Below are 13,026 nucleotides of genomic sequence, written 5' to 3' on the forward strand. Positions count from 1 at the left end.
GCTATACACGCCCCTCCAGCGCCCGGTCGAAGATGTCGAGTGCGCGCGCCTTGGTGAGTTCGATGGGATTGCCGCCTGCTGTCGGATCGACAATGGCCATGTCGCCGATCTTGTCGCGCTTGCTGTCGTCGACCTTGAAGTCGCGCAAAGTATGCGGAACCTCGAGCCGCAAACGCAGCCCGATCACCGCATGCAGGAAGGCGTCGAAATTGGGCGCCAAGCCGAGATAGGCCGCAAGCCGGGCGATCCGCCCTTCGATGGCGGACTGATTGACCACCAGCACATAGGGCATGAACACCGCATTGGTCATGCCGTGATGGGTGTCGTAGAGCGCGCCCACCGGGTGGCTGAGTGCGTGAATGGCCCCGAGCCCCTTCTGGAACGCCGTCGCGCCCATGGCCGCCGCGCTCATCATATGGCCGCGCGCCTCCACGTCATTGGGATTGGCCGCCACCTTGGGCAGGTTTTCGAAAACGAGGCGAATGCCTTCGACTGCGATGCCGTCGGCCATGGGGTGATAGCCGGGCGCGCAATAGGCCTCGAGGCAATGGGCCAGCGCATCCATGCCGGTGCCCACGGTGATGAAGCGCGGCATGCCCACGGTCAGTTCAGGATCGGCGATGACGATCTTGGGCATCATCAGCGGATGAAAGATGACCTTCTTGGTATGGGTGGTCTCGTCGGTGATCACCCCGGCGCGGCCCACTTCGGACCCGGTGCCGGCGGTCGTGGGTACGGCAATGATGGGTAAGATGCCCTTGGGATCGGCACGGGTCCACCAGTCCCCGATATCCTCGAAATCCCACATTGGCCGCGTCTGCCCGGCCATGAAGGCGATGACCTTGGCGGTGTCGAGACCGGAGCCGCCGCCAAAGGCGATGACCCCATCATAGCCGCCCTCGCGCAATACCTTGATGCCGGCTTCGACATTGGCCGAAATCGGGTTCGGCTTGACCTCGGCAAAGAGGCCGACATCGACGCCGGCATTGCGCAGCAGTGCCAGAGTGTTCTGCGTCACCGGCAGATTGGCCAGCCCCGCATCGGTGACCAGGAGCGGCTTGCTGATCCCGGCAGACTTCAGCGCCTCGGGCAATTCGGCGATGCGGCCGGGGCCGAACTTGACGGCGGTTGGGTAATTCCAGTTGGCTTTTGTCATTTTGTGCCGTCTCTCATTGAGCCTTGAGGTGAAAGCTTTTGGGCTGGGTCAAATTGGCATAGCCGATTTCGCTCAGCGCCCCGCCCTTGCCGGTGTCCTTGACCCCGGTCCAGACCAGCGCGGGGTCGAGATAATCGCAACGATTGGCAAAGACCGTGCCGGTCTCGATTTCGGTGCCGAGGCGGGCCGCAGCATCGAGATCGGCGGTCCAGACCGAGGCGGTGAGGCCATAGGGGCTGTCATTCATCAAGGTCACGGCCTCGGCGTCGTCGGCCACCTTCATGATGCCGACCACCGGTCCGAAACTCTCCTCGCGCATGACGCTCATCTGGTGGTTGACCCCGGTCAGCACTTCCGGCGCCAGCCAGGGCGAGCCGGCCTGGTCTTTGGCGTGCCGCGTGTTGAGGTGCCGTGTGGCGCCGCCGCGCACGGCCTCCTCGGTCTGCTGGCGCACCAGATCGGCGAAATTGCCGCGCGCCATCGGCCCGACAATGGTGTCGGGATCGAGCGGATCACCCAGCGTCCAGCCTTTGGCCTGGGCAATGAAGCGCTCGACGAAGCCGTCATAGGCGTCCTCATGCACATAGATGCGCTCGACCCCGCAGCAGGACTGCCCGGAATTGAAGAAGCTGCCATCGACGAGGTTTTCCGCCGCCATCTCGAGATCGGCATCGGCGCGCACATAGGCGGGGTCCTTGCCGCCCAGTTCCAGCCCCAGCGTGGCAAAGGTGCCGGCGGCGGCCTTTTCGATGCGCCGCCCGCCTTCCACCGAACCGGTGAAGTTGATGTGGTCGATCTGGCCCGAGCCAATCAGTTTTTCGGTATCGGCATGGCCGAGCACCAGGTTCTGGAAGAGGCCTGCAGGTAGCCCCGCAGCCGCGGCGGCCTGGGCAAAGCGCTCCCCGGCGAGCAGGGTCTGGCTGGCATGTTTCAGCACCACCGCATTGCCGGCGACCAGCCCCGGCACGATGGAATTGGCGGCGGTGAGGAACGGGTAGTTCCAGGGCGCGATTACCATGACGACGCCCATCGGCTCGCGGCTGATATAGCGGGTAAAGCCCGGCTTGTCGGGGCGCATCGAAGGCGCCAGCGAGGCCTCGGCGATAGCCAGCATGTGGCGCGAGCGTTCTTCCACCCCGCGCTTTTCGCCGCCGAAGCGCACCGGGCGACCCATCTGCCAGGCCAGTTCGGGCACGATCTCGTCATTCATGGCCAAAAGCGCATCGACCATGCGGCCGACGGCGGCGACACGCTCGGCGACAGGCACGGCGCGCCAGGCGCGTTGTGCCGAGCGGGCCCGGGTCATGGCGCTGTCGATTTCGGGTGGGGTGACCAGCTGGCGCGTGGCATAGACCCGGCCATCGACGGGGGAAATGATCTCGACGCTATCGGACATGCAGAACTCCCTGATGCGCCAATTACTATCGATCCAACGCCGCCGCGCAAGCTGGGCCGAATGTGATAATGCATGAGCGTGCCGCCCGCCTTTATGATGCCGCCCGACCCATTGGAGCCGATATCGTAGTGTCCTTGCCCCGTTCCCATTTCGATCGCCCGGTGACCGATATCGCGCGCGAACTGATCGGCGCCGGTCTTTTCGTCGCCGGCGTGGGCGGGCGGATCGTGGAAGTGGAAGCCTATGACGCTACCGATCCCGCCTCGCACAGTTTTCGCGGCCCAACCCCGCGCAATGCCGCCATGTTCGGTCCGGCGGGGCATGCCTATGTCTACAAGATCTACGGTATCCATTTCTGCCTCAACATCGTCTGCCAAAAGGGCAGCGCGGTGTTGATCCGGGCCATCGAGCCCAGCGAGGGTGTCGGGACGATGGTGGAGCGGCGCGGGCTGATGGGCGACAAGCAATTGTGCTCCGGGCCCGGAAAGCTCGCGCAGGCGCTGGGCATCGGTCTCGGTCATAACGGAATGCCGCTCGACGCCTTTCCCTTCGAAATCCGGGCAGCGGAGCAGGAACACGCTATCGGGGTGGGCGCGCGCATCGGCATCACCAAGGGCGCCGAGACGCCCTGGCGCTTCGTGCTTCAGGGATCGCCGTTCCTCAGTCGCCCCTTGCGTTGAAGGCGCTGGAAATTAAGATCAGGCGAAGGCCAGACCGGCGCGCTGTCCCTGCTGCCACACGACGCGGCAGGGCTCCATCGAGTGGCCGAACAGCACATAGAACTGGCTGGGCAGATGGCCGCCATTCCATTCCACCATCGCGCCCGAACGGGTCAGATTGGTAATGGTCAGCGGCATGCGCTCCAGCCCACTATCCGAGACAGCGGTAGCGGCGATGCGGACGATTTCGCGGTTTTGACGACGGCGTTCCATGGCTCAAGAAATAGGCGGGATCGGTTAGCTGAAAAGTGCCGATACCAAGGCGATTTGATGCAATTTGTAACAATCGTCACAGGGGCGCCCGGTTGCCACACTCGCCCCACCATGATTCAACAGGCGCGTGGAAGCCATTGAGTCTCTAGATCTGTTCTCGCCCCATCGCCACGAACGGCCCTCGCCGCTCATGGTGCTGCGCGATATCTTTGGCCATCGCAGCTTTCGCGGCCAGCAGGCCGATGTCGTCGATCACCTGGTCGGCGGCGGCGACGCGGTCGTGCTGTTTCCCACCGGCGCCGGCAAGTCCATGTGCTTCCAGATCCCGGCCATCTGTCGGCCTGGCGTTGGTATCGTGGTGTCGCCGCTGATTGCGCTGATGCGCGACCAGGTCGAGGCGCTGAAACAGGCGGGCGTGGCGGCCGCTGCGCTCAATTCTTCGTTGTCGCCGCAGGAATCCGCCGAGGTGCGCCGGCAATTGCGCAATGGCGAACTCGACCTGCTCTATGTGGCGCCGGAACGGGTGGCGACCCCCGGCTTTGCCAATATGCTTTCGGGCATCGAGATCGCGCTCTTTGCCATCGACGAGGCCCATTGCGTGAGCCAGTGGGGCCATGATTTCCGCCCTGAATATCGCGAGCTCATCCATCTGGTCGAGCTCTATCCCGGCGTGCCGCGTGTCGCCCTCACCGCTACTGCCGATCCCACGACGCGCGAAGACATTATCGAACGTCTGGGGCTCGAACAGGCGCGGGTCTTCACCACCAGCTTCGACCGTCCCAATATTTCCTATTCCATCGTCGAGCGCGACAAGCCGCGCGAGCAACTGCTGGATTTCCTGGCCGGCCACAAGGGCGATAGCGGCATCGTCTATTGCCTTTCCCGCGCCAAGGTCGAGGATATTGCCGACTGGCTCAGTGGCAAGGGTATTCGGGCGCTGCCCTACCATGCGGGCATGTCCGCGGAATTGCGCAGCGCCAACCAGGATGCCTTTCTCAAGGAAGAAGGGCTTTGCCTCGTTGCCACCGTGGCCTTCGGCATGGGCATCGACAAGCCCGATGTGCGCTATGTCGCCCATATGGACCTGCCCTCCTCGATCGAGGCCTACTACCAGGAGACCGGTCGCGCCGGCCGCGATGGCCAGCCCGCCGATGCCTGGATGAGCTATGGCATGGCCGATGTGGTGCAGCGCCGCCGCATGATCGACGAGGGCAATGCCCCCGACGAGATCAAGCGGCTCGAACACGGCAAGCTCAATGCGCTGCTGGGCGTCTGCGAGACGGCCTCCTGCCGTCGCCAGGCTATTTTGGCTCATTTCGGCGAGGTCTATCCCCGGCCTTGCGGCAATTGCGACACCTGCCGCTCGCCGGTGGAAAGCTGGGACGGCACCGAGGCGGCAATCAAGGCATTGGCCGCGATCTACCGCACCGGCATGCGCTTCGGCGCGGCCCATGTCATCGACGTGCTGGTGGGCAAGGAAACAGAAAAGGTGCTGCGCTTTGGCCATCAGCACCAGAAGGTCTTTGGCGAAGGTCGCGATCTCGATGCCAAGGCCTGGCAGTCGGTGGTGCGGCAATTGACGGCCATGGGGCTGATCGTGGTCGATCACGCCAATCATGGCGCGCTCACGCTCGGCGAAGGCGCCCGCGCGGTGTTCAAGAATGAGCGCCGGGTGACCCTGCGCAAGGATCGGCCGAAGAAGTCCATCGAGATCAGGCGGGCCCTGGCGCGCTCGGTCGATGTGCCCGAGCATGCACGGCCACTGTTCGAGGCTTTGCGTGTCGAGCGCACGCGTCTGGCCAAGGCGCAGGGCGTGCCGCCCTATGTCATCTTTCATGACAATACGCTCAAGGCCATGGCGCTGGCCCGGCCCACCCATCCGCACGACATGCTGAACCTGCCGGGCGTGGGGCAGGGCAAGCTCGACCGCTATGGCGACGATTTCCTCACCGTCGTGCGCAATTTCGAAGGCTGAACATGTCCGGCATGGCCCCTGAAATGACAGAACAGCGGGCCAGGCGCCCGCGCATGCCGGTGATCGATATCGTCCGGGGCGTCGCCATCATCGCCATGATGGCCTATCACCTGTGCTGGGACCTTTGGTATTTCGGCTTCATCACTGCCGATGTGGGCTTTGATCCGCGCTGGGTGTTCTTCGCCCGCTCCATCCTCTTCGCCTTCATTTTCCTTGCCGGCGTCGGGCTCGTGCTCGGCCATGGCGAAGGCATACGCTGGCGGCCCTTCTGGCGGCGCTGGTTGCTGGTCGCGAGCGGGGCGGTGCTGATTACCATCGGCACCTATGTCACCTTCCCGGACAGCTTCGTCTATTTCGGCGTGCTGCATGCCATCGCGCTGTTCAGCCTGCTCGGCCTGCCCTTTCTGTTCACGCCGCTCTGGGCGACGGGGCTCGCTGCACTGGCGCTGATCCTGCCGCCGTTATTTTTCGTTCATAGTGCGTTCAACCAGAAGGCACTGTCCTGGCTCGGCTTCTGGGACGTGCCGCCGCCGGCCAATGATCTGGTGCCGGTCTTTCCCTGGTTCGGCGTGGCGCTGCTGGGGATTCTGGCCGCTCGTCTGGCCAGGAAAATGGGCCTGTTCGAGCGCCTTGCCACCATACAGCCGCACAATCTGCCGGCCAGAATCCTCGGCTTTATGGGCCGTTGGAGCCTGGTTATCTACCTGGTGCATCAGCCGATTTTGCTCGGGATCATCGCGCCGCTGGCCGGGGTGACCGGGGTGCAGCAGCAAAGCCAGGAGGTACAATTCCTCTCCTCCTGCCAGGCCACCTGCGAAGCCACCGACACCACCGCAGCGCTCTGCGCCAACTATTGCCAGTGCGGGCTAGAGGGGATCAAGCGCGACGATCTGTGGGAGCCGGTCTTTACCGGCCTCATCTCCGCCGGCGACCAGGCCAAGCTCGAAGCCAATAATCGTCAATGCTCGGCGCTGATCCATCCCGAGCTTGACACCCCAAATCCGCAGTGAAAATCTTAGTTTCTAGAGGAGTTTAGCATGGCCGAGTCTGAAGAACGCATCGCCGTATCCACCTGGTCGTTGCACCGCCTGCTGGGCTCGACCTATCCGCACGATCTCACCACCGATGCGGTGGGCGAGATGGTCGAGACCTATGGCGAAGGCAGCGAATCGCTGCTCGGCCTGCCTTCGGTGCTGGCCAATCACGGCTATAAGCGGCTCGAAATCGTCTCCTTCCACCTGCGCAGTCGCGACCCGATCTATCTGGGCGAATTGCGCAACCAGCTCGACGTCGCGGGGGTGAACCTGCAGACGCTACTGATCGATGCCGGCGACATCACCGATCCCGTCAACGGCGCGCGCGACACGCGCTGGATTGCCGGCTGGATCGAGGTCGCCAATGCGCTGGGCGCTCAAAATGCCCGCATCATTGCCGGCCAGCAGGCGCCGACCCCGGAGACCATTGCCCGTTCCGCCACCGCGCTGCGCCAGCTTGCCGCTGGGAATGCCGGCTCTCCGGTGCGTCTCGTCACCGAGAACTGGGGTAAGCTCTTGATCAATCCCGAGGCGGTGCATGCCCTGCTCGACCAGACCGAGGGTCAGATCGGGCTACTGGCCGATTTCGGCAACTGGTCCGGCGAAGACAAATATGAGGCGCTGCGCTCGATCTTCCCGCGGGCTTCGCTCTGCCATGCCAAGGCCAATTTCGCCGATGGCCAGCTTGATGAACTCGACTATGGCCTGTGCGTGCAGGCGGCCGAAGAGGCCGGTTATAAGGGCCCCTATACGCTGATCTTCGACGCCGAGCATCCGCATGAATGGACCGGCCTCGAACTCGAGCGCGAATTCATCGAGACGCGGATCGGCTGATCCCAGGCTGCCCTTCGCTCAGGCGGAGGGCAGATAGGTCTCGTCGCAGAGCTGGATGAAACTCTTCATCGCCGCTGATAGGGGGCTCGACTTGCGTCGCGCCACCAGCAGCTGGCGCATGGCCCAGGTCTCGGCCAGGGGTGCGCAGACGAGGTCAGTACCGGCGAGGAGATGGAGGCTCGTCGAGCGCAGGAAGCCGATGCCGAAGCCGGCTTCCACCATGCGCACCAGCGCCGGAAAACTCTCGACCCGCAGGGCTTCGTCGAGCGGGCGCCCCGCCTTGGCCGCCGCTTCGGCCAGCAGGCGGTCGAGCGAGCCGCTGTGATGCACGCCGACAATGGCGTGGGGCGTGACCGCATCAAACGACAGCGACTTGCGTGGCTCGATCTGGGCGGCGAGCGGGTGGTCAGGCGGGGCCAGCACCCAGATGCGCTCATCCTCAAAGGGACGGATGTCGAAGCGGGTGAAGTCGTAATTGTCCGAGACGATAGCGACATCGGCACGGCCTTCGTCGAGCGCCAGCAATGCCTTGGCCGCGCCCATTTCGGCGATGGCGATATCGATGCCCGGATATTTGCCGGCATAGCGGGCTAGCAGCTCCGGCAGGCGGCCGGTGAGAGCCGAACCGGTGCAGGCCAGGCGCAGGCTGCCGCGATGGCCCGAGCCGAAATCGGCCATGACGGCATCGAGATCGGCAATGGCGCGCAGCACGGTGCGGCAACCCTCGGCATAGGCTTCGCCCGCCAGTGTCAGTTTGACGCCATGGGCGGAGCGGTCGAACAGGACCACGCCCAGCCGGGCCTCGAGATCGGATACCCGCCGGCTCACCGCCGATGAAGCAATGCCTTCGCGCTCGGCGGCGCGACCGATCGAGCCGGTCTCGGCCAAAAGCAGAATGAGGCGTGCAGTTACGCTGTCGAAAGGTGCCATGTCGTCTCCCACCGGCACCATAGCGATCACCAGCCCAGGAGCAAGGACAAGCCGCGCAGGAGATAAAAAATGCCGATGGCGGTGACCACCCAGCGCGTCCAGCGGCGGAAATTGTCGTCGGTCATGCGCTGGAGAATATGGTAGCCGAGATTGGTGCCGGCGATGGCGAAGGGCGCGGCGATCAGCACCAGCATCCAGTCGCCCGCGACCATGGCCGAGGCGGTGGAGCCGTAAAACACCACCTTGGATGCGTGTGAGACCACCTGGGTGGCGGCCTTGGTGGCGATCACCTTACGGCGGTCCATCTGGGTGCGGATGAAGAAGATGTCGACGGTGGGGCCGGAGACGCCGACCGCGAGGTTGAGTCCGCCGCCGAAGAAGCCGCAGAGCAGGGCATGCAGCGGCTTGCTGGCATCGAGCGCCAGCCAATGCTTGGGAATCCACACCAGGATCGGCATGAGGCCAATGGCGATACACACCGTGGCCAGGTCGGGAATATAGCGCACGAGATAGAGAAGGACGGCTGCGCCCAAAAGGCCGATGCAGATCATGCCGAGAATGCGCCAATCGATGAATTCGCGCGAGAACCAGGCCCGCGAGCCGTTGGCGACGATCTGGATCGCACCCTGCACCGCGATGGCTGTTGCCACCGGAAGCAGGGTCAGCAATACCGCCAGCAGCACCAGGCCGCCCGCCATGCCGAATACGCCCGAAAGGGTCGATGTCAGCAGGACGGCTATAGCAACTGTGATGCCCAGTCCAAGACTTGTCATGGCGATGCCTCCATGTCTCTGGATGGGCCAAACGGCGTCTCCGAGCCAGCGCCGCTTCGGCATGGGCCCATGCCTGGAGGCCGGGCGTCATATCTGCGTTTTTCTACAGATTGCGTCTTGAATGGTAGGTGAAATGCGCATTTTATAGGCGGCGTAGGTTTAATTTGCCCGATTCCCGGTCGCCGGTTTCCGCGCCCCTTCGGGTCCCACTTATTGACGTCTGGATACTCCCTTGGTTTCCCTCAAGGCTGGCCGCGATCGTGCACGCGGCGATGCTCGGGCTCACGTGGCCGCCGCGCATGCGGGCAAAGGTTTCGGCCCGATCATGCGCATCACGCTTTATTCCCTCCGCCATTCCTGGCAGGCCGGTTTCGCCATAGGCGCGACCATCATCGCCTCGGTGCTGCAATTGTCGATCCCGCGCCTATTGGGTCATGCAGTGGACCAGGCGCAGAATGTGCTCAGCGTCGCAGACGAGGGGGCCGAACAGGCGCTGTTCTGGACCGCGATGACACTGCTCGCCGTGTCGGTGGCGCGCGGCTTCTTCACGCTGGTGCAGAACTACTTTTCGGAATCGGTGGGCCATCATGTGGGCTACGAGCTGCGGCTGGCCTTTTACGACAAGGTGCAGCGGCTCTCCTATTCCTATCACGACCGCATGCATTCGGGCGATCTGATCACTGTCGGCCTGCTCGATCTCGATGGCGTCCGCATGTTCTTTGCCACCGGCCTGATCCGTGTGGTGCTTCTGTCGGTGCTGATCGGCGTCGGCGCCTATTTGCTGTTCACCACCGATGCGCTGCTGGCATTCCTCGCCTTGAGCTTCGTGCCCTTCGTCGCCTGGCGCTCCTCCACCGCGCAACTGGCGCTGCGGGCTACCTGGCTGGTTTTGCAGAACAAGCTCTCCATTCTCACCAGGGTGATGGAGGAAAATCTCGGCGGTATTCGCGTGGTGCGCGCCTTTTCGGGCCAGAAATTCGAGCTCGGCAAGTTCGAAGGCGCCTCCCAGGATGCGTTGAAACTCGCCCATGAGCGCGTCGGCATTCGCGTGCGCGCCACCTCGATGATGACCTTCTCGTTCTTCGCCGCCATGGGGCTGGTGCTCTGGGTCGGGGGCAATAAGGTGATCGCCGGGGAAATGAGCGTTGGCACGCTCGCCTCTTTCCTCACCTTCATGACTATCCTGCAGATGCCGGTGCGCCAGCTCGGCCTGATGGTCAATTCCTTCGCGCGTGCCTCCACCTGCGGGGAACGCTTCTATGCCTTTATCGACGAACCCGTCGAGATCGAGGACAGGCCCGGCGCGGTGCCGCTCAAGCTGACAGACGGCGTGATGCGCTTTGAAAATGTCGGCTTCACCTATCCCGGCGCCACCCATCCCACCCTTGATGGCATCAGCTTCGAAGGCCGGGCGGGCGAAACCATCGGCATTGTCGGCGCGCCCGGCAGCGGCAAGTCGACCATCGCCCATTTGCTCCCGCGTTTTTACGACGTGACATCCGGGCGGATTACGCTCGATGGACAGGATATTCACGATGTGACGTTGCAGTCGCTGCGGCGGGCGGTGGCCGTGGTGCAGCAGGACGGGTTTCTCTTCACCACCACCATCGAGAACAACATCGCCTATGGCGATCCATGGGCCAAGGAAACCAAGATCGAGAAGGCCGCAGAAAGCGCCCAATTGCACAATTACATCATGGGCCTGCCGTCAGATTACGACACGGTTGTGGGTGAACGCGGCGTGTCGCTATCCGGCGGGCAGCGCCAGCGCCTCTCCATCGCTCGCAGCCTGGTACTGAAGCCGGCGGTCATGGTGTTCGACGACTCGACGGCCGCCATCGATGCCGGCACCGAGCACCGCATCCGCAGTGCCATCCGCCGCTACGCAAGGGATCGGGTGACCATCGTCATCGCCCATAGGCTGTCTTCGCTGATGGATGCCGACAAAATCCTGTTCCTCGAGGATGGGCATATCGTGGAAAGCGGCAGCCATGAGGAGCTGCTGGCGCTGGGTGGGCGCTATGCCGCGCTCTATCATCTCCAGACCCGGCCGACTGACGAAACCGATATCGAAAGGGCCGCGCAATGAGCGTCATGGACGACGAGGAACGCGACAGCGCCGCCTTTCCGGGACAGCGTCCGCCACGCGCCTCGGTGGGGAGCCACAGGGTCGAGGAAGAGGTGTTCGGCAAGGCCTATGACCCGCAGACCGTGCGGCGCATCTGGGCCTATGTGCACCCCTATCGGCACAAAATCTATCTCTCGGTGGTCGCCGTTCTGGTGTTCACCGCCACGCAGCTGGCCATTCCGCTGATCATCGGCTGGGCCATCGACCAAGGCATGGCTGCCGGCGGCAATCTGACCAATCTCACCTGGGCGATACTCGCCTTTGCGGTGGCGGTGCTGTTCAATTTCGGCGCCTCCTATGTGCAGGAAACGCAAGTGGGCGAGGTGGCCGAAAATGTGCTGTTCGACATGCGGCGCGCCATGTTCGCCCAATTGCAGCGCGTCTCGCTGAGTTTCATGGACAAGACCGAAGTCGGCCGGCTGATGAGCCGGCTGCAAGGCGACGTCAATTCCATGCAGGAATTCCTCGAGACCTCGGTGATCTCGGTGGGCGATATCGTGCTGCTGTTCGGCATCGTCATCGTCTTGCTGACGCTCGACCCATGGCTGGGCGTGCTGACGCTATTGACCATGCCGGTGCTGTTCATCGTCCGCATTTTCTGGCTGCCCCCGGCCAAGCGGGCATTCTGGGCGGCGCATGAAAGCAATTCGGTGACCAATGGCGCCATGGCCGAAGGTATCAATGGCGTGCGCACGGTGCAGAATCTCGATCGCCAGAAGGTCAATTTCGACCTCTATGACGACAAGGCCTACCACAATCTGCGTACCCAGCTCACCGGCTCGAAATATGCCCAGGTCATGGTCCCGATCGTCGATAGTCTGACCGGTATTGCCATGGCCACGGTGGTGCTGGTGGGTGGCTCGCTGGTGCTCAATGGTTCGCTGCAGGTCGGTGTCATCGTCGCCTTCCTGTTCTACATCCAGCGCTTCTTCGACCCCATCCGCTCGCTGACCATGCAATATTCGATCATGCAGCGGGCCATGACCTCGGGCCGCCGCATCACCGAGGTGCTGGACCTGCCGGTGACCATTACCGACAAGCCCAATGCTGTGACGCTGACCAGCGACATGGATGGCTCGGTGGCCTTTCACGACGTGGTCTTCGGCTATGATCCCAACCGGCCGGTGCTCAAGAATGTCTCGTTCCGCGTCAATCCCGGCGAGACCGTGGCTCTGGTGGGGCCCACCGGCTCGGGCAAGACCAGCGCCATGGCCCTGGTGCATCGCTTTTACGAAGTGCAGGGCGGCGCCGTTTTGGTGGGTGGGCACGATGTGCGCAACGTCACCCAGGAGAGCCTGGGTGAACAGGTGGCCATGGTGCTGCAGGAACCGTTCCTGTTCACCGGCTCGGTGTTCGACAATATCCGCTACAACAAGGCGTCCGCCACCCGCGAGGATGTCATCGCCGCTGCCAAGGCGGTGGGCGCGCATGAATTCATCGAGCGGCTGCCGCAGGGTTATGACAGCCAGCTCGAACAGCGCGGTTCGAACCTGTCGCTGGGCCAGCGGCAATTGCTGAGCTTCGCCCGGGCGCTAGTGGCCGACGCCAAGATTCTGGTGCTGGACGAGGCCACGGCCAATATCGACAGCTATACCGAACGGCAGATCCAGAAGGCGCTCGAAATCCTGCTCGAGGGCCGCACCGGTCTGGTTATTGCCCACCGGCTCGCCACCATTCGCGGGGCCGACCGCATCATCGTTCTGCAGAACGGCGAGAAGATCGAAGAGGGCAACCATGACCAGTTGATGGCGCTGGGCGGGCTCTATTCCAAGCTCTACAACATGAACTATGCCAGCTTCGACGACATTCCCGACGAGCTGGTCGCCAAGGCCAATGCCAAGGCGTCGAGTACCTGAGAAGGACTGTAT

General features: G+C 63.3%; 11 protein-coding genes. 6 read left to right on the forward strand and 5 right to left on the reverse strand.

From position 1 onward, the window contains the following. Position 1: 1 nt before the first annotated feature. Both BGO80_RS13085 and BGO80_RS13090 read right to left on the reverse strand, forming a co-directional pair. Positions 2-1,156 (reverse strand): iron-containing alcohol dehydrogenase, encoded by a 1,155-nt coding sequence (locus BGO80_RS13085; protein ID WP_126149072.1) that lies wholly within the window; start codon positions 1,154-1,156, stop codon positions 2-4. A 13-nt stretch (positions 1,157-1,169) separates the two neighbouring features. Next, positions 1,170-2,552 carry an aldehyde dehydrogenase family protein gene (locus BGO80_RS13090; protein WP_286721827.1) on the reverse strand — a complete coding sequence of 461 codons (1,383 nt, stop codon included), beginning with the start codon at positions 2,550-2,552 and terminating at the stop codon, positions 1,170-1,172. Positions 2,553-2,686: 134 nt separating this feature from the next. On the opposite strand from BGO80_RS13090, the gene BGO80_RS13095 reads away from it, so the two are divergent. Beyond that, the gene (locus BGO80_RS13095) at positions 2,687-3,232 is read left to right on the forward strand and encodes a DNA-3-methyladenine glycosylase (protein ID WP_286723030.1); all 546 of its coding nucleotides are present in this window, start codon (positions 2,687-2,689) and stop codon (positions 3,230-3,232) included. Between the two features lie 18 nt (positions 3,233-3,250). Here BGO80_RS13095 and BGO80_RS13100 read toward each other — a convergent pair whose 3' ends face one another. Next, positions 3,251-3,484 (reverse strand): hypothetical protein, encoded by a 234-nt coding sequence (locus tag BGO80_RS13100; RefSeq protein WP_126149075.1) that lies wholly within the window; start codon positions 3,482-3,484, stop codon positions 3,251-3,253. A gap of 190 nt (positions 3,485-3,674) precedes the next feature. Between BGO80_RS13100 and recQ the strand changes: the two genes are divergently transcribed. From recQ to BGO80_RS13115, 3 genes are read left to right on the forward strand one after another with little or no spacing between them, the layout of a single operon-like run. Continuing rightward, complete coding sequence (gene recQ / locus BGO80_RS13105) at positions 3,675-5,459, forward strand: DNA helicase RecQ (protein WP_286723032.1); 1,785 nt, start codon at positions 3,675-3,677, stop codon at positions 5,457-5,459. Between the two features lie 2 nt (positions 5,460-5,461). Continuing rightward, positions 5,462-6,469: a heparan-alpha-glucosaminide N-acetyltransferase gene (locus BGO80_RS13110; protein ID WP_286721828.1), complete on the forward strand. Its 1,008-nt coding sequence runs from the start codon at positions 5,462-5,464 to the stop codon at positions 6,467-6,469. 27 nt (positions 6,470-6,496) lie between these two features. Continuing rightward, entirely contained in the window at positions 6,497-7,327 is an 831-nt protein-coding gene (locus tag BGO80_RS13115) for a sugar phosphate isomerase/epimerase family protein (protein WP_286721829.1), read from the forward strand. An 18-nt stretch (positions 7,328-7,345) separates the two neighbouring features. On the opposite strand, the gene BGO80_RS13120 is transcribed toward BGO80_RS13115, so the two are convergent. Beyond that, positions 7,346-8,257, reverse strand: a complete 912-nt coding sequence (locus BGO80_RS13120; RefSeq protein WP_286721830.1) for a LysR family transcriptional regulator — start codon at positions 8,255-8,257, stop codon at positions 7,346-7,348. Positions 8,258-8,283: 26 nt separating this feature from the next. Then, a complete protein-coding gene (locus BGO80_RS13125) occupies positions 8,284-9,030 on the reverse strand; it encodes a sulfite exporter TauE/SafE family protein (protein WP_286721831.1) in 747 nt (248 codons plus the stop codon). Between the two features lie 232 nt (positions 9,031-9,262). Between BGO80_RS13125 and BGO80_RS13130 the strand changes: the two genes are divergently transcribed. Beyond that, entirely contained in the window at positions 9,263-11,119 is a 1,857-nt protein-coding gene (locus BGO80_RS13130) for an ABC transporter ATP-binding protein (protein WP_286721832.1), read from the forward strand. Continuing rightward, the gene (locus BGO80_RS13135) at positions 11,116-13,014 is read left to right on the forward strand and encodes an ABC transporter ATP-binding protein (protein ID WP_286721833.1); all 1,899 of its coding nucleotides are present in this window, start codon (positions 11,116-11,118) and stop codon (positions 13,012-13,014) included. The genes BGO80_RS13130 and BGO80_RS13135 overlap by 4 nt, the downstream gene beginning before the upstream one ends. Positions 13,015-13,026: the final 12 nt, after the last annotated feature.

It is taken from the genome of Devosia sp. 63-57, assembly GCF_001899045.1.
Taxonomy (GTDB): Bacteria; Pseudomonadota; Alphaproteobacteria; order Rhizobiales; family Devosiaceae; genus Devosia; species Devosia equisanguinis.